We start from the raw sequence: 20916 nt of genomic DNA, 5'->3' as shown, positions 1-20916 counted from the left end.
TCCCGACGACGACACCCCGCGGGTCACCAGGGGCCGTGGTAGCCCAGGTTCAGGGCCAGGGCGGCCACCACGACGACGAGGAACACGGCCGGTCCGACGAGCTGGCGCGAGCCGACCCGCAGATGGGCGGCGAACGCGCCGACGAAGTACAGCACCAGGCCACCGGCGGCGAGCGTGCCCAGCAGCGGAACGGCGAACCCGGCCAGCAGCCCCACCGAGCCCGCCGCCAGCAGCGTGCCCAGCACCGGCCCCCACGACCGCGGCAGGCGCTTCATGTCCAACTGGGCCTTGGGGTAGTCGTGGCCGATCAGGTAGGTGACGGCGGCGCCGCCGGTGAAGAGGGCGGCGAGGACGGTGACCGTGACGTAGGCGGCGAACATGAGATCTTCCTCTTCCCTGGGTGCTGATGCGCTTCGAGGACGAGGTGGCCCCAACGGATGTGACACGCTGTGACCGGCATCACCTCCAGCACTGCCGGTGCGTGCGGGGCAGTGCCAGGATCAGGATCGCGCCCACGGTCAGGTGCAGCGCCGCCAGCCCGACCTGCGCGGACCCGGTGGCCCCGCCGAGCGGGCCGAGGAGCGACACGACGAGCACGGCGAGGGCGAGGACTGTCCAGACGCGACGGGCGTGGCCGGTGGTGCGTTCCAGCACCGCGAGTGCCGCCCACGCGGCGAGCCCCGCGACCAGCGTGGCGAGCACGACCGACCCCGCGCCGACATGTCGGACGGCGTCGCCCCGACCGACGGCCAGGTCGATGCCGGCGAGCCGGTGCAGGGACGTCCAGGAGATCAGGGCGGAGACGGTCGCGCCGAGGACGACGCCCAATCGGGTGGTGCGCCGGCAGAGAACGTCGCGGCGGCTCTGGGGAAAACGTGTGTCGGTCATGCCGACAGCGTCCGGCGAGCGCAGGGACCGGCACATCGGCCGCCCGGCACGCCGCGCTACGACTTTGGTCGGTGGTCACGGCGGGCACCGTGCGCCTAGCCTGTCGGACGTGACCGACGCCGACCGCCCGCCGCCGCACCCGGGCCCCGTCCCGACGGGCCTGTCGACGGCGGCGCTGGGCGCGGTGGTGGCACTCGCCTACTGGGGCCTGCCCCGGCACCTGCCCATGGCCGTGGACGCCGTCGTCGCCGTGCTGTCGGTCGCCCTCGTGCCGGTCGTGCTCCGCCGTCCGCTGAGCGCGGGGATCGCGCTGGCCGGACTGGTGCTGCTGTCGCCCGTGGCTACGGCGCCGGCCACCTTCGCCGCCCTCTACGCCGGCCGGTGGCGCCGCCTCCCGGTCGCGGTCGCCGTCGCGGCGGCCGGGGTCCTCGGCCACGCCGGGCAGGGCTGGTGGCGGCCCACCCCGGGACTGTCCTACGGCTGGTGGCTGCTGCTGATGACCCTGGCCTACGGCGCGCTGATCGGCTGGGGCGCACTCGCCCGCGCCCGGGCCGAACTCCTGGCGTCGCTGCGGGACCGGGCACTGCGGGCGGAGGCAGAGCAGGGGCGACGGGTCGCCGAGGCGCGGGTCGCCGAGCGGACCAGGATCGCCCGGGAGATGCACGACGTGCTCGCCCACCGCCTGTCGCTGGTCGCCGCGTACGCCGGCGCGCTGGAGTACCGTCCCGACGCGCCGCCCGAACGCCTCGCCGCCGCGGCCGGGGTGGTCCGCGAAGCCGTGCACCAGGCGCTCGACGAACTCCGCGAGGTGGTGACCCTGCTGCGCGCCGACGACGACGCCGACACCGACCGGCCCGTCCCCGGGCTCGTCGACATACCGGACCTGGTGGGGGAGTCACGCGCGGCCGGCGTCACGGTGCGTCTCGACGACCGGGTCGACCCGGCCGGTGACCTGCCGGCGGCGGTCGGGCGGACCGCGTACCGGGTGGTGCAGGAGGCGCTCACCAACGCCCGCCGCCACGCGCCCGGGCAACCGGTCACCGTCACACTCGACGGCGCGCGGGGCACCGGACTGGTCATCGAGGTGCGCAACCCGCTGGCGGAGGCCCGGCACAGCGCCCCGGGCAGTGGCCTGACCGGCCTCGCCGAGCGGGTCGCGCTCACCGGTGGCCGGCTGGATCACCGGGTACGCGACGGACAGTTCCTGCTCCGGGCCGAACTGCCCTGGCCGCGCCCGTGACCGGCCGGATCAAGGTGGTCATCGTCGACGACGACCCGCTCGTCCGCGCCGCGCTGACCATGATGCTCGACGGCGCCAGCGGCATCGCGGTCGTCGCGACAGCCGCCGACGGCGCGGAGGTGCCGGGCGTGCTCGACGCGCACGCCCCCGACGTGGTCCTGATGGACCTGCGGATGCCCCGGGTGGACGGGATCACCGCCACCCGACGGGTACGCGCCCGCCACAGCCCGCCCGAGGTGATCGCCCTGACCACGTTCGACACCGACGAGCACGTCCTGCGGGCCCTGCGCGCCGGAGCCAGCGGCTTCCTCCTCAAGGACACCCCGCCGGAACGGATCGTCGACGCCATCCTGAAGGTCGCGGCCGGCGAGCCGATCCTCTCGCCCCGGATCACCCGCAGGCTCATGGCGCGCGTGGTCGCCGACGACGCCGCCCGCGAGCGGGCCCGCGAGGCGCTGGCCACCCTCAGCCCCCGGGAACGCGAGGTCGTACAGGCCGTGGCCCGGGGCCTGTCCAACGCCGACATCGCCGCCGACCTCGGCATGGGCGTGGCGACCGTCAAGGCGCACCTCACGCACGTGTTCACCAAGCTGGGCGTGGACAACCGCACCCAGATCGCCCTGTTCGCCCACGACGCCGGCCTGCCGCGAGAGTGACCGGCACCGGGCGGTGAGGCAGTATGGGTCAGGTGCGCAACCTCTTCGCGGACCTTACCCCGCTGCGGGTGAGCGCCCCGTACCGCCGGATGTGGTTCGGCTCGGTGCTCTCCGGCGTCGGCACGGCACTGACCACCGTGGCCGTCGGACTGCAGGTCTACGACCTGACCGGGTCGACGTTCAACGTCGGCCTGGTCGGGCTGTTCGCCCTGGTCCCGCTGATCGCCCTCGGGCTGTACGGCGGCTCGATCGTCGACGCCCACGACCGCCGCCGGGTGATGATGACCACCTCCAGCGGGCTGTTCCTGGTCGCGTGCGCGTTCGCCGCCCAGGCGTGGCTGGGGATCGGCAACGTCTGGCTGATGTACGCGCTCGTCGCGGTGCAGCACGGACTCTTCGCCGTCAACCAGCCGGCCCGCGGCTCGGCCGTGCCCCGACTGCTGCCCGCCGACCTGCTGTCCGCCGCCAACGCGCTCAACAGCCTGGCGTGGAACGTCAGCCTGACCGTCGGCCCGCTGCTCGCCGGCCTGCTGGTCAGCTGGTGGGGGTACGGCGGCGCGTACAGCGTCGAGGCCGTGCTGCTGCTCTTCGCGTTCGCGTCGGTGGTCTCCCTGCCACCGCTGCCGCCGGAGGGCAGGCCGCCCCGCGCCGGGCTGAGGTCGGTGCTGGAGGGCCTGCGCTTCCTGCGTACCCAGCCGGACGTGCGGATGACGTTCCAGGTGGACCTGGCGGCCATGGTGCTGGCGATGCCCAAGGTGCTGTTCCCGGCCGTCGGGGTGACCCTGATCGGGGGCGGCGCCGCGACCGTGGGGGTGCTGGCCGCCGCGATCGCCGTCGGCTCGATCGTGGCCGGGGTGCTGTCGGGGCCGCTGCACCGGGTGCGCCGGCAGGGGCTGGCGGTCCTGGTCTCGGTCGTCGGCTGGGGGCTGGCCGTGGCCGGCTTCGGCCTGATGCTGGCCGTGTCGCCCGGACCCGGGCCGCACGGCCAGGCCAGCTGGGCGCTGTGGTCGGCGGCCGGGTTCCTCGCGCTCGCCGGCGCGGCGGACGCGGTCAGCGCGGTCTTTCGCACCACCATCCTCCAGGTGGTGACGCCCGACGCCCTGCGCGGCCGGCTCCAGGGGGTGTTCCTCGTGGTGGTGGCCGGCGGACCGCAGCTCGGCGGGTTGCTGCTGGGCGCGGTGGCGCGGTGGGGCGGCGAGACCGTGGCCGCCATCGGGGGCGGGGTGGCGTGCGTGCTGGTGGTGCTGGCGCTGGGCGTGCTCCAGCCGACCTTCGTCCGCTACGACGCGCGCCGGGCGGCGGCCGTCAGGGCCGGTTGACCCCGTCGGCGCTGAGCTTCCGGAGCCGCGCGACGGCCTCGACCGCGTACTGGCCGTCCACCGACCGGATCGCGTGCACGCTCAGCACGTCCCCGGCGACGGTCTCCAACGTCGCGTACCGGGCCCCGGTCCCGTGGCGCACCCCGGCGACGTGGGACCAGGGCACCGTCGTGTGACCGACGAGGTTGACCACGCGCACGCCCGCGTCGTCGACCTCCACGCGCGGGCGTCCGCCGACGTAAGCGATCACGACCGCGACCCCGGCACCGGCGACCGGCATCGCGACCTGTTCGAACGACAGGCCGTCGCCCGCCCACACGGCCGTGGTGGCCGCCACGATCAGGACGGCCCAGAGCATGACGGTGGCGATGGCTCGGGCGATGAGCCGCAGCCGCCAGGGACGCGCGATCACCTCAGGCTTCGGACGGCTGGTCGTACCCAGAGACCGTCTCGCCCACGGGTGAACGTCGTGGGGGACGGCGATCCAGTCGCTGGTGGTCAAGGGGCGGCCTCTCCTGGATCCTGACGGTGTACTCCTCCTATATCCCCCCACCTCGCACGTCCGTTACACCGGAAAGCGAAACCTTTGCTGCGAATTGGGGACCAGGCCTCCGCAGCTAGTCAGAACCCGCTCTGGTCAGGGTGATCACGTTGGTGGTCTTTCTGCAGTCGCCGGCCTCTCTCCCGCCCGCGACGACTTTTGTGCAGCCGTTGCCATTCTGAGTCAGGGTGAGCACGGGGTCGCTGCCCGTGATCTGGTAGGTGCCATTCCCGTTCATCGTCACGTCGGGTCCCGAGCCGGAATAGGTGTAGGTGCCACCGGTGCTGCTGGTGGGGGTGTACGAGTAGAGCACCGTGAAGCCGGGGCCCTGTCCTGGCAGGGTGAACGGCGCGTTGAGGTCGGCGACGGGGCCGGACACCGTGACAGGGTTGCCGCCGCTGGCGACGTATGAACCTTCCTTCGTGTCGAAGTCGATGCTCGCCTTGGCGACACCGCGCTTCGACCTCGCTTCGAGGGACACCGTCCCGCTCTTGTTGGGGGCACCGGGGGCCGAGTAGCTGAAGGTCGCATCGGCCTTGACCTTGCTGCCGCTGGGTTTGACCCCGGCACCGCCTGCGCTGAGGGTCGCCTTGACGGTTCCGCCGACGGGCCCGCCGTCGATCCGGCTACGAGGCGCGGCGTTGATCGTGGAGGACGCGCTGGGCTTCAAGCCCTTCGGCCCCGACGAGGCGGTCGGCTTGAGGATCACGCAACGGCCCGACTGCCAGCCCTTCTCGGCTGCGGCGGCGACCTCGTTCTTGATGAGCATCGTGTAGACCGAAGCGAGCGCGACCGCGCCTTCCTGCAGGGAACTGTTCGGCTTGCCGCCGCTGCGGTCGAGGGTCGCCGACCGTGCCTTTGTGCCGCCCATCGCGCCCGAGATATCCACGAAGCTGCCCTTGCTGTCGGCGAAGTCGGCCCACTGCATGCGGTAGTCGGCGTCGCTGGACTCCAGCTTGGCGTCGTCGTTGACCTGGCCGGTGATCGTGATATCCAGAGTGCCCCGCTGGCCGGTGCTGCCACCGGTCTTCGTTGCCGAGATGTCGACCTTGGCGCTTGCCTCGAATCGGCCGCTCGGGTCTGGGCACGGGCTGACCCCGACCTTCACGACCAGCTTGGTGGTAACGCCGCCCGACTCGTGAGTGGTGTCCACCGCCAGGTCGACATGCTCGCGTGAGCCCGAGACCTTGACATCTGTGCCCCAGTCTGCCGAACCGTGCTCGCCGTCCTTGGCATCGTTGGAGGCGGACACGACGGCGTCGGAGCCGAGCGTGACGACGAGAATGCCACCGAACAGGCCCTCACCGATGTTCGGTTCCGGAGCGTTCACGACGTATGCCACGGGCTTCATCACGAACTTCTGGTCGCCGATCGCCCGCGCCTTGCTGGTCAGTGCCTTGCCGTGCGCGGCGAACGCGGCATCGGCGGCCGCAGCCCCGCCGAGCGCCGACTCCAGGCCCGACTCGGCCCACAGCGACCGCTCAAGGACGTTGTCGAGCCTGGCAAGTTCGAGTTCCTGCTGCTCCTTCGAGCGCGCCCGTTCGAAGTCGATCAGCCGCTGTAGCGTCGGAAGGTTGACGGCACCGTCGACCACGACCGGGCCGGGCCTCACCGGCTGGTCGTCCGGGCCGTTCGACTGCGAGCCGCACGCACTGAGCACAAGTGCCGACACGGCGGCCAGGGAAATGGAGCGGGCGAGAGCAAGCTGCGACACGGGGAACCCCTTCTCACGGGCGTCCGGCCGGTGATGCACCTATCGGTCGGCGACGGGTCCGGAGTGACCCGAACAGTAGTCGTTGAGGCGGGCCGTGACGATGGGCCAGCACCGAACTGCGGCAGCAAAGCGAGTCGGATTCACGACGTCACATCGCTCCGGAGAAAGTGCATTCTGAGCTCCCGGCAGAGCACCATCACCGTCGGCTGACCCGCGCCCTCTGACGGACCAGGCCCGCCCGTGACACGTCGGCACCGGGTAGCGGCGGACTCGCCGCTACCCGGCGGACGTCATGTCCCGAGGACGGTGATCTCCGCCGCGGAGGTCCAGGGACCGCCGCCGGCTTCGGTGAGGGCCTGGAGTCTGACGTAGCGGGCCGTGGCGGGTGTGAACGTGACGCTCTTGAGGGTGGCGGAGTTGGGGAACGTCCCGCTGGTGACGGCGGTGCCCCAGGTGGTGCCGTCGGTGCTGAGGTAGACCTTGTAGCTGCCGATCCGGCCGTGGGTTCCGCCGTCCTGGCGGGGGAGGTAGTTCAGGCCGGAGACGGTGTGGTTGGCCCCGAGGTCGAGGCGGATCTCGTGGGGCAGGGCGGCGTCACCGCTGGACCACGCGGTGTGCCAGATGGTGGCGGGGTTGCCGTCGACGGCGTTGGAGGCTCTGCCGTCCTCGCCGCTGGTCTCCTGGCTGTCGAAGCCGGCCACCGTCGCGGGCAGCGGGCCGGGGGTGCCGCTGCCGGCGCCGCCGAGGGTCGGGTCGCTGGTGGAGGCCTGGCCGTTCTCCATGTGCCCGGCGAAGCGGCGGGTGAAACCGTCGGCGGTGTCGGCGGTGGCGGTCAGGTCATACCAGTTGCTCGACGCCGTCGTGGTCCAGGACCTCTCGTCGGTGGCGCCGGCGGCCAGGGGATAGGTCCACGGGCCGGTCGTGAGGTACCGGTTGGCCCTGACCGTGATGGTGCAGGCCTTGGTGCCGGAGTTGACCATCTTCAGATAGATCTTCCCCTCGGCGGGCGCGTACCGCAGCGTCACCTCCGGATTGGCGTTCCCGGTGGTGGTGGCCGTGACCCGGTTGCCGGCGAACCGGCGCAGGAAACCGTTCGGCCCGTACGCGGTGTAGTCGTACGCCCCGGCCGGCGAGCCGGCCGCCCACGTGTCCGACAGCACGTCGCCGGCCCCGACCGTGTAGCGCCACGGGCCGTCGGTGCGGTACGCGTTGGCGTAGACGTAGAAGTGCGCGCCGACGCCGCCGGTGCTGGAGAAGTCGAGCTTGAGGCTGCCCGCCTGGACCGTCGCCGAGACGAACAGGCTGTAGGGCAGCGGCCGGGCCGGTCGGGTGCCGGACTCCTGCGCGGGCAGCGACTGGGCCGGCGGCGGCGCGGGATCGGTGTGCGCCGGGCCGGAGGTCGGCACGGGGGTGGGCAGGGACGGGTACGCCACCGTGGCCGTGGTCAGATCCAGGGTCGCAGTGAGGTCCCCGCACACGGCCCGCCGCCACGCGGAGATGTTCGGCTCGGCGACCTGGGTCCACTTCTCCAGGAACTGCAGGACGGAGGTGTGGTCGAAGACCTGCGAGCACACGTTGCCGCCCCTGCTCCAGGGCGACACCACGATCATGGGCACCCTGCTGCCCAGGCCGATCGGCTCGTTGTCGTCGTCGGCGATCTCGTCCCCGACCGGCACCGAGGTCACGCCGTCGCTGCCGTCGCCGACCAGGGGCGGCACCGGCGGCGGGATGTGGTCGAAGAAGCCGTCGTTCTCGTCGTAGTTGAGGAACACGACGGTCTTGTTCCACACGGTGGGGTTCGACGCCAGTTTGTCCAGGAGCTGCTTGGTGAACTCCGCGCCGCTGTTGGGGCCCCAGTCGGGGTGCTCGCACCGGGTCTCCGGCGCGACGATCCACGACACGGCCGGCAGCTGGTTGGCCGCGACGTCCGCGCCGAACGCCGCCAGCACCTGGTCGGGCCGTTCGCGCCGCAACCCCCGGTCGTAGAGAACGCGCTCGGCGGCGCTGAGGGTGGCCACGCCCGCGGCGAGGTTCGCCAGCATCGTGGTCTGCACCGACGGGGTCGCCGCGAGCAGCGCGCCGTAGAAGGCCTCGACCTTGGTGTACGTGGTCTGGGCGAGCGCCTTGGCGGCGATGTCGACGAAGGTCTTGAAGAACTCGATCGGGTTGTCGGTGTAGTTGTCCCACTCCTGGTACACCCGCCAGCTCTTGCCGGCCGCCTGCAACCGTTCCGGGTACGTCGTCCACGTGTAGCCGGTGTGGCCGGCGTTGCCGTAGGGGGCGTTGCCGGTCGCGCGGACGGTCGTGCTGCCGGGCTCGTAGCCCACCTTGCCCGTCCACAGGAAGGTGCGGTTGGGGTTCGTGGGGCCCATCTCCGAGCAGTGGTAGGCGTCGCAGATCGTGAACGCGTCCGCGAGGGCGTAGTAGAAGGGCAACGCCTCGCGGCGGTGCGTCGTCATGGTGCGCTTGCCCTTCCGCGCGACCCACGCGTCGTGGCGGCCCTGGTTCCACGCCTGGTGACCGGTGGCCCAGCCGTGGTCGGTGCCCTGCATGAACTGGTCGTTCACCGGGTACGGCAGCACGTAGCCCGTGCCGTCCGGCTGGTGGAACACCGACCGGCCGGTGGGCAGCGTGACCGCGGTGGGGTCGGCGAATCCGCGTACCCCTCGCATCGAGCCGTAGTAGTGGTCGAAGGACCGGTTCTCCTGGGTCAGGATCACCACGTGCTCGATGATCTCCAGGCCGCCGGTCGGGGCCGCCATCGCCATCGCGCGCCGCAGACTGTCGGGCAGCAGCGCGAACGCCGTGCCGGCGGCCGTGACTCCGGCGGCCGAGCGCAGAAATCCACGTCGATCCATCGTCAGCCCACCTCCCCGGCGGCCGGGAGGGACCGGGTGCGCGCACCGGGGACGCCGCTTCCCCGCGACGGGTGGACCGGCGGTCCGAAGAGAGTTCTGTCGTGCATGAGGGGGCTCCTTGGGAGAGGGCACATGTGGCCGAACGGCCACGGGCCGAAGGGCGACCGCACAGCACCGTCCACGGAGGAGGGGATCGCCCGGTCCGACGCGATGCTCAATGGTGCTCGATATAGACCTTTGCCGAACAGCATGGAGCAGGTGGCCCGGGAAGTGCAACTGAAAGTTGTCTTTCCAGTCACCGGCTGTTCGCCTACCCGGCGCAAAGACGCACGTGCGCGGACGTATCACCACGTCGTGTGGTAGGCAGGGATATGGACATGCAGAGGATCACGCCACATCTGTGGTACGACACGGAGGCCAGAGAGGCCTCGGAGTTCTACTGCTCCGTATTTCCCGACTCCCAGGTCACCAACGTGACTACCCTGCACGACACGCCGTCCGGTGACTGCGACGTCGTCTCGTTCCGGCTGTGGGGGCAGGACTTCATGGCCATCAGCGCGGGGCCGGTGTTCCGGTTCAACCCGTCGGTGTCCTTCATGGTCAACTTCGGCCCGCCCCACGTGAGCGAGACCGAGGCTCGGGAGCGGATCGACGTCGCGTGGGACCGGTTGTCCGAGGGCGGCACGGTCCTGATGGCGCTGGACAAGTACCCGTTCAGTGATCGCTACGGCTGGATCCAGGACTGCTACGGCCTGTCCTGGCAGCTGATGCTCACGGGCCCGGACGGCGACCCGCGCCCGCCGATCCTGCCGTCGTTGATGTTCGTCGGCGACCGCGACGGCCACGCGGCTGAGGCGATCGACTTCTACCGGTCGGTGTTCGCCGACTCCGAGCCGGGCACCCTCGCGCGCTACCCGCAGGGCGCGGAGTCCGACAGGGAAGGCAAGGTGATGTTCGCCGACTTCAGGATCCTGGACCGGTGGTTGGCCGCGATGGACGGCGGACACGACCATGACTTCACGTTCAACGAGGCCGTCTCCTTCATGGTCGGCTGCGAGGACCAGGCGGAGCTGGACGGCTACTGGGAGAAGTTGTCCGCGGTGCCGGAGGCCGAGCAGTGCGGGTGGCTCAAGGACCGGTTCGGCGTGTCGTGGCAGGTCCGGGCGAAGGACCTCGACGCCATGATGCGCGACGGCACCCGGGAGCAGATCGACCGGGTGACCCAGGCGTTCCTCCCGATGAAGAAGCTCGACCTCGCCGTCATCCGCCGGGCGTACGAGGGGACCGACTGACCCGGGTGCGGCGTCCCGGAGGTCGGACGCCACACCCGACGGCACCTAACGCTCGGCGACGGCTCCGAGGGTGCGCAGCCAGGCGGTCCGTCGTCCTCGGCGGTGGCGCCCGGCTGCGGGCACGAACACGGCCTCGTCGGGCATCCGGTCGCGCCCGAGCGGCATCAGTCGCCGGGCGCCGGTCTGAATCGAACCCGCCGCTGACACTTGCCGGCGGCGTATAGATTGCGGCCGGTGTGAACGGTGCCGACGGGGGGAGTGACGTCGATGTGGCTACTGGCCCGGCTCTCGGTGTTGTCGGGGGCCCTTGCGTTCGCGGCGTTCGAGGCCGGCCTGTTCCTGTACGTCTCGAAGATCCTGGGCATCGTCGTCGGCATCGGCGGCTTCGTCTTCCTGGGCAAGACGTTCGGCGCGATGATCCCGGGGACCGGGCGGATGGTGGCGACCGGCCTCCTGCTAGTCCCGACGTTCCTCCTCGCCCCACCGGCACTGCACGACGAGGTGCTGCGGGAGGCCGGGATCCGGACCGAGGGGACCGTGGTCGACGACTGGTACCTCAACCACGGCGCCGGCGACGAGTCCACCGGACCGAGGACCATCCGGGTCCGCCAGTGCGTGGTCCGGCTGGCCGACGGGCGCACGGTCCCGCAGCGGATCGACGGCTGCGACACCCCGGTCGGCGAGCGGATCACTCTGACCGTCGATCCGGGGCTGCGCCTTACCCCGAGCCGGTGGCCGCCGGAGGAGCTGAACCGCGCGCCGATCGGATGGCTGGCCGCCACCGGGCTGTTCGTGGTGGTCTACCTCCTCGGCGAACTGGGGGCGCTGGTGGGGGACTCCCGCCGCCGGCGGCGGGAGTCCGGGCCGGAGTACCTCGGCGGCTAGCTCCCGACGCGGCGGGACATGCGGACGGACGGGACGGAGCCGGGCTTCCGCCGGGCCCTCGGCGCCGGGGACCCGGCGGCCGGCAGGGTCGCCTCGACGTGCGTGATCCGTACCTCCCAACCGGTCAGGTTCGGCTCCCAGGTCCCGACGACCAGGAAACCCTCCTCGGCCAGGAGCCGTCCGGCCTCGCCGAACACGTCCCGCTCGTGCAGGACGTGGCTCGCCGGGATGTGCTGGTACCCGAGAAGGGACAGCACGTTCCGCGTGTCGCCGGTGCGGATGAAGGCTACCGGTTCGTGGGTGGTCCGAGCGTTGGCCATGGTGTCCTCCGAACTGATTTCCCTCCCCGGGGCGCGGGCGACGGGGACGGCTGGACGATCCGCACCGATGGTCCCCCCAACCGCTCAACGCCTGGTCAGCGACAGGTTGGCAGGCCGGCGCCCGGCACCGCCCCGGATCGCGCTGGTCTCGCCGGTAACGTTTCGTTGACCGTTTCCGAACAATCACTGACCATGGTTGACGAGGGAAGGTGGGTGGGCGGTGACGATGACCTGCGTGGCACGGCCGGTCCTGGGCGACGTGACCCGGCTGAGCGTCTTCGGCGATGTCACCGCCGAGGACGGCGCACCGTTGATGCGGGCGATCCTGCAGGCCGTGGCGGGCTCCGGCGACCGGCGCGTCGTCGTGGACCTGACCGACGCCCACATCCTCGACGACGAGATCATCGAGGTGCTCGTCTCCGCCCGGCACGCGGCCCGTGTCGTCTGCAGGGACCTGACCTTCGCCGGCGCGCCCTCGAACGTCCGCGCCCAGCTCCGCCACCACGATCAGAGCGAACCCCTCGACGGCCGGACCGGTCACAGTTGGCGTTCGTAGCTGGCCCAGGCCACGTGCGACTCGTGCAGGGTCACGGTGATGCCGAGGAGCTGGCGGGCGCCGTCGCCCAGGGCGCCAGCCACCGCCCGGTCGGCGAGGCGGTCGGCGATCGCCTTCGCGAGTACCTCCGTCGAGGTGTTCACGCCGGCGAACTCCGGCTCCTCGTCGAGGTTGCGCAGGTGGAACAGCCCGCACACGGCCTTGAGTTCCGCGGCCGCCCGGCCGATGTCCAGCACCAGGCCGTCGGCGTCGAGTTCCGCCCGCCGGAACGTCGCGTCGACGATGTACGTCGCGCCGTGCAGGTGGCGCGCCGGTCCGAAGACGGCGCCCCGGAAACTGTGCGCGATCATCATGTGGTCCCGCACGGTCACGCTGAACACGGTTCACTCCCTGCCGTAGACGATGCGGTGCGCCAGTGCGGGGCGGCTGCCCGCGGCCAGCGCGGCCAGCAGTCCGGGTAGCTCCTCGAACGGGGACTCGTCGGTGAACAGCGCGTCGAACGCCGGGTCGCGCAGCAGGTCCAGTGCGAGCCCCAGCCGGTCGGCGAAGGTGCGGCCGGCGCGTCGCAGCGGGGACAGGGTGCCGACCTGACTGCCCCGCAGTGTCAGCCGGCCGGAGTGGAACGGTCCGCCGAGGGGCAGGTGCACCTCGCGGTCGCCGTACCAGCTCAGTTCCGTGACCACGCCCTCCGTCGCCAGCAGGTCCAGGGACAGGGCCAGCCCCGCCGACGTAGCGCTGGCGTGCACGACGAGATCGCGACCCCGGGCGGCCGCGGCCGGCGGCGCGAACCCGACACCGAGCGCCGCGGCGACCGTGGCGCGTTCCGGGTCGACGTCGACCAGTTCCACCGCGACGCCGGGGAACAGGGCCAGCACACGGGCCACGCAACAGCCGACCATCCCCGCGCCCACCACGGTGATCCGGTCGCCCAACAGCGGAACGGCGTCCCACACGGCGTTCACCGCCGTCTCCACGGTCCCGGCGAGCACGGCCCGCGCCGGGGGGACATCGTCGGGCACGACGACCACGGCCGCCGCCGGCACCACATAGGCCGTCTGATGCGGGTACAGGCAGAACACGGTCCGCCCGAGCAGTGCCGGCGGGCCGGCCTCGACGACACCGACATTGAGGTAGCCGTACTTCACCGGGCAGGGGAAGACTCCGTCCTGGAACGGCGCGCGCATCACCTCCCGGGAACCCTGCGGCACCTCGCCCCGGAACACCAGGGTCTCCGATCCCCGGCTCACACACGAGTACGAGGTGCGCACCAGGACCTCATCGGGACCGGGCCGGGGCAATGTCACCGGACGGATCTCGCCCACGCCGGGTGACCGGACCCAGAAGGCCCGCGCCTCGCGCGCCATCAGTCCCACGTCCCGGGTCGTGCGCATGCCGCGAACATCGCCCTAAGCCTCGCACAACGCCCACGACGAATCGTATGAATCGACTCAATGCAACCGGGTACCGCAACCGAGGGTCAGGGCGCGTACGGGGCTGCGATCCGGTGTCTTGGCCGTTGACGTCCCAGTCGCGCCGCCCCTACTATTACGTCGGACGATATAACGCGCGGCGGAGGGCGGCGGGGATGGGACTCGAGGGACTGGGCCGGTTCGCCGATCCCGGCGTGCTGATCCTCACGAGCCTGGCCGGCGGCGACAAGCACGGCTACGCCCTGATCAAGGACATCGAGGACCTCGCCGGCGTCCGGCTCGGCCCGGGCACGCTCTACGGCGCGCTCAGCCGACTCGACCAGCGCGGGCTCGTCGTCACCCTGCCGATGCGCGACCGCCGCCGGCCGTACCGGCTGACCGCCGCCGGGGCCGCCGCGCTGCGCGGATACCTGGAGCACACCGCCGAGGTGTCCCGCTCGGGCCTGCGCCGGCTGGAGGCGTTCGCGTGAGCCGGCTGATCGGGCTGTACCCGAGGTGGTGGCGCGAGCGGTACGGCGCCGACCTCGCCCTGCTGCTGGAGGACCTGCCCGCGACCGGCCCCGTGGGCCGGCTGCTGCTATGTGTGGACATCGTGCGCGGGGCGCTGGACGCCCGCCTGACCGGGGAGTACCCGATGCATGCTTCCGACCGGGCGGCCCGTCGCCCCGGCATCCTGATCGGCCTGCTGGCGTGGGCTGCGCTGTCCGTCGAGATCGTCTGGTCCAACGTCGTGCACCCGTCGGTGACGGACGACGACGGGCCGGCGGTCCTGACCGCGTACGTGTCGGTGTTCCTGCTCCTGGCCCTGGTCGGCTTCCTCGCCCAGCGGCGGGCCGAGACGTGGCGCGGCCCGGTGTTGGCCGGCGTGATCGCCGGCGCCCTGATCGGGCTGCTGACGATCGGCACGTTCGCCTTCGTCGACAACGTCTTCCTGGACACGGTCAGCCGGCAGCAGGCGAAGATCGACGGATTCGCGCACAGCGACGCGTCGTCGATGCGGACCTACATCAACCTCGGCCTGCTCCAGGCCGCGGCCTTCCTCACGTGCTTCTTCAGCATCGCCGGGGCCGTGCTCGCCAGCGGGGGCGCGGCACTGTCCCGGGGCCTGCGGTCCACCGGGTCGCCCGGACGCTGACGGTCCGGTGAACGCACCCCCGAGGCGTGACCGGGGATGCCGACTCGATCGACCCGTGGACAAGACTCGGAGAGCCGGCGCGGCCCGTGCCGCTCAGCGGTCGACGGTTCCTGTGAGGCCGAGGAGACTCTCCAGCCGCGCCACCGACTCCAGATGGTCGCCACGTTGCAACTGCCCGAGCGGATCGGTCAGGTGGTGGCCCTGCCGCACCACCGGCGTGAACTCCCGCATCACCAGATCGGCGTCCAGCGCGGCACCCTGGGCGGCGATCACCGCCTCGACGTCGTCCCAGTCCTTGTCCCGGCCTGCGAGCGCCTTGTTGATGACGAGGTCCTCGGCGCTGCACGTCAGCAGCCGGTGACCCTCGACCTCCCACTCGGACGCGCGCGCCACGACGCGCAGCAGCCGGCGGGACTTGCCGAGTGCGATGTCGATGCCGATCCCGTTGGTGGCGTCGAACTGTACAACCCGGTTGCGGAACGACAGCTCGCGCGAGTCGTCGTAGCGGGGCGGGAATCGCGCGTAGATGGCCTCGATGACGGCCATCTCCCCGCCGTACGGTGCGGAGAGGGCCACGTCGATGTCCTTGGTGACGCGGTGTCCGCTCCAGCGCATGACCGTGATGCCGCCGATGAGGCAGAAGGCCCAGCCGTGCTTGCGGAAGTGGTCCTGCGCCTCGGTGGCCGCGGGAAACAAGGGGTTCACATCGTCACCTCACAATACTTCGTCGCAGCTGCCACGCGCCGAGCGTGAACAGCACCACGGCGAATCCGGCGAGTGCCCCGAGTTGGGGGAGGATGTCGGCGATGCCACCGCCGCGGCGGACGATCTCGGCGAAGCCCTCGTACGCCCAGGCGTGCGGGGTGAACCGGGCGATCAGCTGCCGGGTGGGGCTGAGCACCTCGAGGGGCACCATGGTGCCGCCGAGTGCGGCGAGTCCGAGGCCGAGGGCGAGGGAGACCGCGAGGGCCTGGTTCTCGCCGCGCAGTGTCGCCCCGATCAGCATCGCCACCCCGCTGCCCACCATGCTGAACAGCACCACCAGGGCCACCGCGCCCACCGGGCTGCCCCAGTCGACGCCGAACAGCAGCGAGGATCCGACCATCACGATCAGGCCCTGGATGAGCGCGATCGCGAACCGGCCCAGCGCCTCCCCGGCGACGATGGCGCGGACCGGGGTGGGCGTGGCGTACATCCGGCGGGTGATGCCCAACCGGCGGGCCTCGATCATGCGGAGCGCCGCGGTGAGTGAGGTGAGGAAGATGTACATCAACAGCATGGACGGGGCCATCAACGCGAACGGGTTGAGCCCGGTCGGGAACGTGGCCTTCCCCGCGGTGCTGGTGGCCACGGTGACGCCGGCGACGTCGATGGTCATCGCGCGGTCCAGGTTCTGCGGGAACGTCGCGGCACCCTCGGCGGTGGCGACCCGGGCGGCACGGGCCAGCGCCGACTGCTGGTTGACCACGGACTGCGCCCACACCGCCAGGTCGCTGGCGAACGGGTCGTTGGGGCGGGCCACGAAGGTCACCTGGGCCGGGCTGCCGGAGCGCAGCTGGTCGTCGAGGCCGGTGGGGATCACGAGGCCGGCGTGCAGGATGCCGTGTTCCACGTCGGAGCGCAGCTGCTCGGTGCTGTCGCGTTGCTCGACGGAGAACCGCCCGTCGGTGCGCAGCGCGGCGGTCAGCCGCTGGGTCATCGGCCCGTCGCCGGTGACGACCAGGCCCAGCTTCGGGGTGTGGCCGCCATTGAGCATGATCCCGAGCATGAAGACGAACAGCAGCGGCGCGATGACCACCCAGAAGATGTTGAACTTGTAGCGGAACAGGCGTCGGAGCTGCACCCCGGCGATCGTCAGCACCGTCATCACGCGCTCAGCACCTTTCCGACGCGCAGCAGGGTCAGCCCGAAGGTCGCGGCGGCCACGCCGAGGAGGACGAGCACCGGCACGACGGCGCCCCGCAGGCCGTCGCCGGCGAGGTCGGACAGGCCGGTGAGGAACCAGCGGTGCGGGGTCAGGTAGCCGAGCCAGGCCAGCGGCCCGAGGTGCGCCTTCGGTGTGAACGAGCCGCCGAAGATGCCCAGCAGCACCGTCACGCCGGACATCCAGTTGGTGCCGTGCTCGCTGGAGTGCGCGACCGAGGCGATCAGCGCCATCAGGCCGGTCGACGCCAGCACCAGCGACACGATCAGCAGGGCGACCCCGAGTGGGTCGCCCCAGTCGGCGCCGAGCAGCAGCGTGGAGGTGGCCACCAGGACCGTCATCGCGATCAGGCCTATGATGACGCCGCTGAGCAGCTTGCCGGTCAGGATCGCCGGCCGCGGCACCGGTGCGACCACGAGCCGGGTCATGGTGGCGTTGCCGCGTTCGAGCAGGATGCCGTTGATGCTGAGCATGGCCACGAAGAACAGGAAGAACACCGCGGAGCCCGCGGCGTAGTAGGTGCTGGTGCCCAGTTCCTTGCGGTAGGCCGTGACCTCCGTGCGCAGCGTCAGCTCCGGCTGGGTGGCCTGCGTCCGGCCGGCGAGCTGTTGCGGGTCGCCGACCTCGACGCCGCCCGCCCGGGTCACCGCCACGGCGAGCTGTCCGCTGCGCACGTCGGCGGCGTACGCCTGGGCGACCTCGCGCGCCATGTAGGAGGCGATCTCCGAGCCGGCCCCGCCGATCACGCGCAGGGTGGCTGTGCGCCCGGCGGCGGTGTCGGCGGAGAATCCGGCCGGGATCACGAACGCGGCGTCGACCTTGCCGCTGCCGACGCGTCGGGCGGCCTCCGTGGCGGTGTCGACGTGCTGGATGTCGACGGTGGAGGCCTTTGCGACCGCGACGAGGGTGCCGTCGATGAACGCGGTGGCCGACGGCCCGTGGTCCTCGTCGGCCACGACGAACCGGGCGTGGAACCCGCTGCCGGCGTCGTTGAGCACGCTGCCGAACAGGAACGCCAGCCCCAACGGCAGCACGAGGGCGAACAGCAGCATCGTGGTGTTGCGCAGGTGCTGGCGCAGGTCCTTGCCGGCGATGATGAACGCTGCCCGCATCAGTCTCGCAACGCCTTCCCGGTGAGGTGGAGGAAGACGGCCTCCAGGTTGGGTTCGGTGACCTCGACGGACCGGATGACGGCCCCGGCGCGGCCGGCGGCGCCGAGGATGTCGGGCAGCAGCGACCCGGCCTCGATGGCCAGCAGTTGGATCCCCGAGTCCTTCGCGTCCACGTGCGACACCCCGGGCAGCATGGCCAGGGCCTTGGTGATGGCGGCGAGGTCGCCGTCGACCCCGAGGCGGACCTCGTCGTGGCCGCCCACCATGGTGATCAGCTCGCGGCGGGTGCCCTCGGCCCGCAGCCGGCCGCCGTCGATGATGCCGACCCGGTCGCACAGCCGCTCGGCTTCCTCGATGTAGTGCGTGGTGTAGAGGACGGCGACCCCTGTGCCGGCGAGCTGCTGGACACTGTCCAGGATCGCGTTGCGGCTCTGCGGGTCGACGCCGGCGGTCGGCTCGTCGAGAACGAGGAGCCGGGGCCGGTGGAGCAGGCCGGCGCCGATGTGCAGCCGGCGCGCCATGCCGCCGGAGAACTTGAAGACCCGTTCCTTCGCGCGGTCGGCGAGGCCGACGACGTCGAGCACCTCCGCGACCCGTTGGCGCAGCGCGGCGCCGGACAGCCCGTAGAGCCGGCCGAAGAAGCGCAGGTTCTCCGCGGCGGTCAGGTCGGGGTACAGCGCCATCTGCTGCGGCACGTAGCCGATCAGGCGCTTGACGGCCGTGCGGTGCACGTCGACGGGTTCGCCGTCGATCGTCACCGCGCCGGCGTCGCGGGCGAGTACCCCCACCATCATCGAGATGCTCGTGGTCTTCCCCGCCCCGTTGGGGCCGAGCAGGCCGTACGTCTCGCCCTCGGTGATGGTGAAGCTCAGGTCGTCCACAGCGACCAGGTCACCGAATCTTTTGCGCAACCCGTCGCAGCGCAGTACCACTTCCGCCATCTGGCTCGCCCTCCACTACGCCTGGACCGGCGAGAGGAAGCCTAGACATGTCGATACGGCGATGTCAGCAGCTTCGATCGGCACCGCAACGCCACCGCAGCAAAAACACAGCAACCCATCAATACGTTGCCGTCAACGCCGGGTTAGCAGGCGCTTCGCCGCGTGACGACCACCAGGGGAGATGCGCATGACCAGCAGGCGGTTCGGCGTCGTACCCGCCGCCGGCACGGGCTCGCGACTGCGCCCCTACCGGGCGCCGAAGGAACTCATCCAGGTCGGCTACCGCACGGTCGACGGCAGACCGCTGCCGAAGGCCGCCGTGGAACACGTGCTCGGCGCCATGGGTCGGGCCGGGGTCGACAGCGCGGTGCTCGTCCTGTCGCCGGAGAAGACCGAACTCCTGCGTTACCTCGGCTCGGGACGCCACCTCGGCCTCGACCTCGGCTACGTGTGCCAGGAGGAGCCGCTGGGCCTGCCGCACGCGCTGGACCTGGCGTACCCGTTCGTCGCCGACGGCACAGTGTGCATGGGCATGGCGGACACCGTCTTCACCCCGGACGACTGCTACGCGCGGCTGCTGGAGTTCCACGACCGGCACCGCGCCGACCTGAGCCTCGGGGTGTTCCCGACGGAGAACCCGCGGGCCCTGGCCCCGGTCGTCATCGAACCCGGCACCCACCGGGTGCTGGCGATCGTGGACAAACCGGAACACCCGCCGGCCGAGAACACGTGGGGCATCGCGGTCTGGTCGCCGGCCTTCACCCGGCTGCTGCACGACGTCGTCGGATCCGCGCGCCCCGGTCAGGGCGAGCTGGTGCTCACCGACGTGTTCGTCGCCGCCGTGGCCGCAGGGCTGACGGTGCGCGCGTTGCCCTTCACGGACGGCGAGTTCTTCGACATCGGTACCCCCGAAGGTGTCCTGCGGGTCCGGGAGCGGCTGGAGACCGAGGACGCGTGGCGGTCATGACCAGGATCCTGCTCGTCCCATTCCACCCGCCGGGCCACACCGAGCCGATGGCGGCGCTCGGGGCCCAGCTGCGCGCCCAGGGGCACGACGTCGCCGTCTTCGCCGGGTCGCCGACCGGCCGGTGGCGGCTGGGCGGCCCCCTGCCGGCCGCGCTGGTGTTCTCCGCCGACGGCGGGACCCTGTTCCGACACCTGTTCCTCGGCGACGTCGAGGACATGACCCGCGACATCGCCGACCATGCCCGGGAGCACCGCGCGGACCTGATAGTCGCCGACGTGATGATGCCCGGAGGCGGCCTCGCCGCGGAGCTGCTCGGGCTGCCGTGGGTGTCACTGTGCTGCAGCCCGGTGCCGGAGCCCGACGCCTACCGGCACTTCATCCCCGCCCACGCCGTCGACGCGTTCGCGCCGCAGACCACCCTGAAAGCGCTCGGGCTGCCCGACGACGGGCACAACCTGCTCGGCCGCCTCTCGCCGTGGCTGCACCTGATCCCCACCACGCCCCGGTTCGCCGGTGTCGCGGAGCTGCCCGCGCCGGTGAGGCTCGTCGGCCCGCTGGCGCCGACGGCGAGCGCGCCCCGACCGCGTACCCCGGTGGAGAATCCGACGGTGGTGGTGAGCGCCAGCACCGCCGCGGCGCCCACGCTGGCCGGCGCGGCCTACTCGCAGGACCGGTACCTGGCTGCGGTCGCCGAGGCCCTCGGCGGCCTGGAGGTCACCGGCCTCGTCACGCACCCCGCCGGTGTAGTCGAGGCCCCCGCCAACGTCCGGTTCCTCGGACCGACGCCGCACGACCCGCTCTTCGACCAGGCCGCGGCGGTCGTCACCCACGCCGGCTGGGGGACCGTATCGCGGGCCCTGGTCCGCGGCCTGCCGCTGGTGCTGGTGCCGATCGCCAACGACCAGCACCACATCGCCGACCGCTGCGCGGAACTCGGCCTCGGCATCACGTTGCCCGCCGACCGGGTGACCGCCGCGGACCTGCGCGCGGCGGTCCGTGCGGTGCTGGAGGAACCGGGCTACCGCGCCGCGGCGGCCGAATTCGCCGCGGAGTCGCGGGCGTTGGCACCGCTGCCGACCGCCGCCGCTCTGATCAGTTCGACACACGCACTCGACGCTGTCCGGAAAGGTTGATCACT

22 protein-coding genes are annotated in these 20916 nt (G+C 71.7%); 10 read left to right on the top strand and 12 right to left on the bottom strand.

Translation table 11 applies throughout. From position 1 onward, the window contains the following. Positions 1–23: 23 nt before the first annotated feature. Positions 24–380, bottom strand: a complete 357-nt coding sequence (locus tag IW245_RS08965; protein WP_197002717.1) for a DoxX family protein — start codon at positions 378–380, stop codon at positions 24–26. 79 nt (positions 381–459) lie between these two features. After that, positions 460–888 carry a DUF6069 family protein gene (locus IW245_RS40430; RefSeq protein ID WP_231398718.1) on the bottom strand — a complete coding sequence of 143 codons (429 nt, stop codon included), beginning with the start codon at positions 886–888 and terminating at the stop codon, positions 460–462. A 109-nt stretch (positions 889–997) separates the two neighbouring features. Between IW245_RS40430 and IW245_RS08955 the strand changes: the two genes are divergently transcribed. From IW245_RS08955 to IW245_RS08945, 3 genes are read left to right on the top strand one after another with little or no spacing between them, the layout of a single operon-like run. Then, entirely contained in the window at positions 998–2128 is a 1131-nt protein-coding gene (locus IW245_RS08955) for a sensor histidine kinase (protein ID WP_233472440.1), read from the top strand. Next, positions 2113–2784 carry a response regulator transcription factor gene (locus IW245_RS08950; protein ID WP_197008409.1) on the top strand — a complete coding sequence of 224 codons (672 nt, stop codon included), beginning with the start codon at positions 2113–2115 and terminating at the stop codon, positions 2782–2784. Before IW245_RS08955 ends, IW245_RS08950 begins: the two co-directional genes overlap by 16 nt. Before the next feature lie 32 nt (positions 2785–2816). Then, a complete protein-coding gene (locus IW245_RS08945) occupies positions 2817–4103 on the top strand; it encodes an MFS transporter (RefSeq protein WP_197002716.1) in 1287 nt (428 codons plus the stop codon). Here the strand turns inward: IW245_RS08945 and IW245_RS08940 are convergent. The 3 genes from IW245_RS08940 to IW245_RS08930 form a co-directional block, all read right to left on the bottom strand. Beyond that, positions 4090–4515 (bottom strand): PH domain-containing protein, encoded by a 426-nt coding sequence (locus IW245_RS08940; protein WP_197002715.1) that lies wholly within the window; start codon positions 4513–4515, stop codon positions 4090–4092. The genes IW245_RS08945 and IW245_RS08940 overlap by 14 nt on opposite strands. Before the next feature lie 205 nt (positions 4516–4720). Next, positions 4721–6358 carry a hypothetical protein gene (locus tag IW245_RS08935; RefSeq protein ID WP_197002714.1) on the bottom strand — a complete coding sequence of 546 codons (1638 nt, stop codon included), beginning with the start codon at positions 6356–6358 and terminating at the stop codon, positions 4721–4723. Between the two features lie 290 nt (positions 6359–6648). Further along, positions 6649–9216, bottom strand: a complete 2568-nt coding sequence (locus tag IW245_RS08930; protein ID WP_197002713.1) for a phosphocholine-specific phospholipase C — start codon at positions 9214–9216, stop codon at positions 6649–6651. A 377-nt stretch (positions 9217–9593) separates the two neighbouring features. Between IW245_RS08930 and IW245_RS08925 the strand changes: the two genes are divergently transcribed. Together IW245_RS08925 and IW245_RS08920 are read left to right on the top strand one after the other, a co-directional pair. Then, a complete protein-coding gene (locus IW245_RS08925; RefSeq protein ID WP_231398717.1) occupies positions 9594–10508 on the top strand; it encodes a VOC family protein in 915 nt (304 codons plus the stop codon). Between the two features lie 267 nt (positions 10509–10775). Then, complete coding sequence (locus IW245_RS08920; protein ID WP_197002711.1) at positions 10776–11393, top strand: hypothetical protein; 618 nt, start codon at positions 10776–10778, stop codon at positions 11391–11393. Here IW245_RS08920 and IW245_RS08915 read toward each other — a convergent pair. Beyond that, the gene (locus IW245_RS08915; RefSeq protein ID WP_197002710.1) at positions 11390–11713 is read right to left on the bottom strand and encodes a hypothetical protein; all 324 of its coding nucleotides are present in this window, start codon (positions 11711–11713) and stop codon (positions 11390–11392) included. The two genes, IW245_RS08920 and IW245_RS08915, sit on opposite strands and share 4 nt — an antisense overlap. Before the next feature lie 235 nt (positions 11714–11948). On the opposite strand from IW245_RS08915, the gene IW245_RS08910 reads away from it, so the two are divergent. Further along, positions 11949–12269, top strand: coding sequence for an STAS domain-containing protein (locus IW245_RS08910; RefSeq protein ID WP_197002709.1), 321 nt, complete (start codon positions 11949–11951; stop codon positions 12267–12269). Here the strand turns inward: IW245_RS08910 and IW245_RS08905 are convergent. Next, positions 12251–12649: a 6-pyruvoyl trahydropterin synthase family protein gene (locus IW245_RS08905; RefSeq protein WP_197002708.1), complete on the bottom strand. Its 399-nt coding sequence runs from the start codon at positions 12647–12649 to the stop codon at positions 12251–12253. The genes IW245_RS08910 and IW245_RS08905 overlap by 19 nt on opposite strands. Positions 12650–12652: 3 nt before the next feature. After that, entirely contained in the window at positions 12653–13633 is a 981-nt protein-coding gene (locus tag IW245_RS08900) for a zinc-dependent alcohol dehydrogenase (RefSeq protein ID WP_197008408.1), read from the bottom strand. Between the two features lie 221 nt (positions 13634–13854). Here IW245_RS08900 and IW245_RS08895 point away from each other — a divergent pair, with 221 nt between their 5' ends. Both IW245_RS08895 and IW245_RS08890 read left to right on the top strand, forming a co-directional pair. Next, positions 13855–14169 carry a PadR family transcriptional regulator gene (locus IW245_RS08895; protein ID WP_197002707.1) on the top strand — a complete coding sequence of 105 codons (315 nt, stop codon included), beginning with the start codon at positions 13855–13857 and terminating at the stop codon, positions 14167–14169. Then, positions 14166–14834 (top strand): hypothetical protein, encoded by a 669-nt coding sequence (locus tag IW245_RS08890; protein WP_197002706.1) that lies wholly within the window; start codon positions 14166–14168, stop codon positions 14832–14834. Before IW245_RS08895 ends, IW245_RS08890 begins: the two co-directional genes overlap by 4 nt. 93 nt (positions 14835–14927) lie before the next feature. On the opposite strand, the gene IW245_RS08885 is transcribed toward IW245_RS08890, so the two are convergent. Genes IW245_RS08885 through IW245_RS08870 form a run of 4 tightly spaced genes read right to left on the bottom strand, consistent with a single transcriptional unit; the run spans position 14928 to position 18811 of the window. Next, entirely contained in the window at positions 14928–15539 is a 612-nt protein-coding gene (locus IW245_RS08885; protein WP_197002705.1) for a hypothetical protein, read from the bottom strand. Positions 15540–15543: 4 nt separating this feature from the next. Next, complete coding sequence (locus IW245_RS08880) at positions 15544–16701, bottom strand: ABC transporter permease (protein WP_197002704.1); 1158 nt, start codon at positions 16699–16701, stop codon at positions 15544–15546. After that, positions 16701–17870 (bottom strand): ABC transporter permease, encoded by a 1170-nt coding sequence (locus IW245_RS08875; RefSeq protein ID WP_197002703.1) that lies wholly within the window; start codon positions 17868–17870, stop codon positions 16701–16703. The genes IW245_RS08880 and IW245_RS08875 overlap by 1 nt, the downstream gene beginning before the upstream one ends. Continuing rightward, a complete protein-coding gene (locus IW245_RS08870) occupies positions 17870–18811 on the bottom strand; it encodes an ABC transporter ATP-binding protein (protein ID WP_197002702.1) in 942 nt (313 codons plus the stop codon). Before IW245_RS08870 ends, IW245_RS08875 begins: the two co-directional genes overlap by 1 nt. A gap of 187 nt (positions 18812–18998) precedes the next feature. Here IW245_RS08870 and IW245_RS08865 point away from each other — a divergent pair, with 187 nt between their 5' ends. Both IW245_RS08865 and IW245_RS08860 read left to right on the top strand, forming a co-directional pair. Then, complete coding sequence (locus IW245_RS08865; RefSeq protein ID WP_197002701.1) at positions 18999–19778, top strand: sugar phosphate nucleotidyltransferase; 780 nt, start codon at positions 18999–19001, stop codon at positions 19776–19778. Then, positions 19775–20911, top strand: a complete 1137-nt coding sequence (locus IW245_RS08860) for a glycosyltransferase (protein WP_197002700.1) — start codon at positions 19775–19777, stop codon at positions 20909–20911. Before IW245_RS08865 ends, IW245_RS08860 begins: the two co-directional genes overlap by 4 nt. Positions 20912–20916: the final 5 nt, after the last annotated feature.

The organism is Longispora fulva (assembly GCF_015751905.1).
GTDB lineage: Bacteria > Actinomycetota > Actinomycetes > Mycobacteriales > Micromonosporaceae > Longispora > Longispora fulva.
This window is presented reverse-complemented; position numbering and strand designations above follow the sequence as displayed.

Excerpts from the sequence above, each read along its gene's own strand:
- IW245_RS08965 (WP_197002717.1), bottom strand. The coding sequence starts at position 380 with ATGTTCGCCGCCTACGTCACGGTCACCGTCCTCGCCGCCCTCTTCACC.
- IW245_RS40430 (WP_231398718.1), bottom strand. The coding sequence starts at position 888 with ATGACCGACACACGTTTTCCCCAGAGCCGCCGCGACGTTCTCTGCCGG.
- IW245_RS08930 (WP_197002713.1), bottom strand. The coding sequence starts at position 9,216 with ATGGATCGACGTGGATTTCTGCGCTCGGCCGCCGGAGTCACGGCCGCC.
- IW245_RS08925 (WP_231398717.1), top strand. The coding sequence starts at position 9,594 with ATGCAGAGGATCACGCCACATCTGTGGTACGACACGGAGGCCAGAGAG.
- IW245_RS08920 (WP_197002711.1), top strand. The coding sequence starts at position 10,776 with ATGTGGCTACTGGCCCGGCTCTCGGTGTTGTCGGGGGCCCTTGCGTTC.
- IW245_RS08915 (WP_197002710.1), bottom strand. The coding sequence starts at position 11,713 with ATGGCCAACGCTCGGACCACCCACGAACCGGTAGCCTTCATCCGCACC.
- IW245_RS08900 (WP_197008408.1), bottom strand. The coding sequence starts at position 13,633 with ATGGCGCGCGAGGCGCGGGCCTTCTGGGTCCGGTCACCCGGCGTGGGC.
- IW245_RS08895 (WP_197002707.1), top strand. The coding sequence starts at position 13,855 with ATGGGACTCGAGGGACTGGGCCGGTTCGCCGATCCCGGCGTGCTGATC.
- IW245_RS08880 (WP_197002704.1), bottom strand. The coding sequence starts at position 16,701 with ATGACGGTGCTGACGATCGCCGGGGTGCAGCTCCGACGCCTGTTCCGC.
- IW245_RS08875 (WP_197002703.1), bottom strand. The coding sequence starts at position 17,870 with ATGCGGGCAGCGTTCATCATCGCCGGCAAGGACCTGCGCCAGCACCTG.
- IW245_RS08870 (WP_197002702.1), bottom strand. The coding sequence starts at position 18,811 with ATGGCGGAAGTGGTACTGCGCTGCGACGGGTTGCGCAAAAGATTCGGT.
- IW245_RS08865 (WP_197002701.1), top strand. The coding sequence starts at position 18,999 with ATGACCAGCAGGCGGTTCGGCGTCGTACCCGCCGCCGGCACGGGCTCG.
- IW245_RS08860 (WP_197002700.1), top strand. The coding sequence starts at position 19,775 with ATGACCAGGATCCTGCTCGTCCCATTCCACCCGCCGGGCCACACCGAG.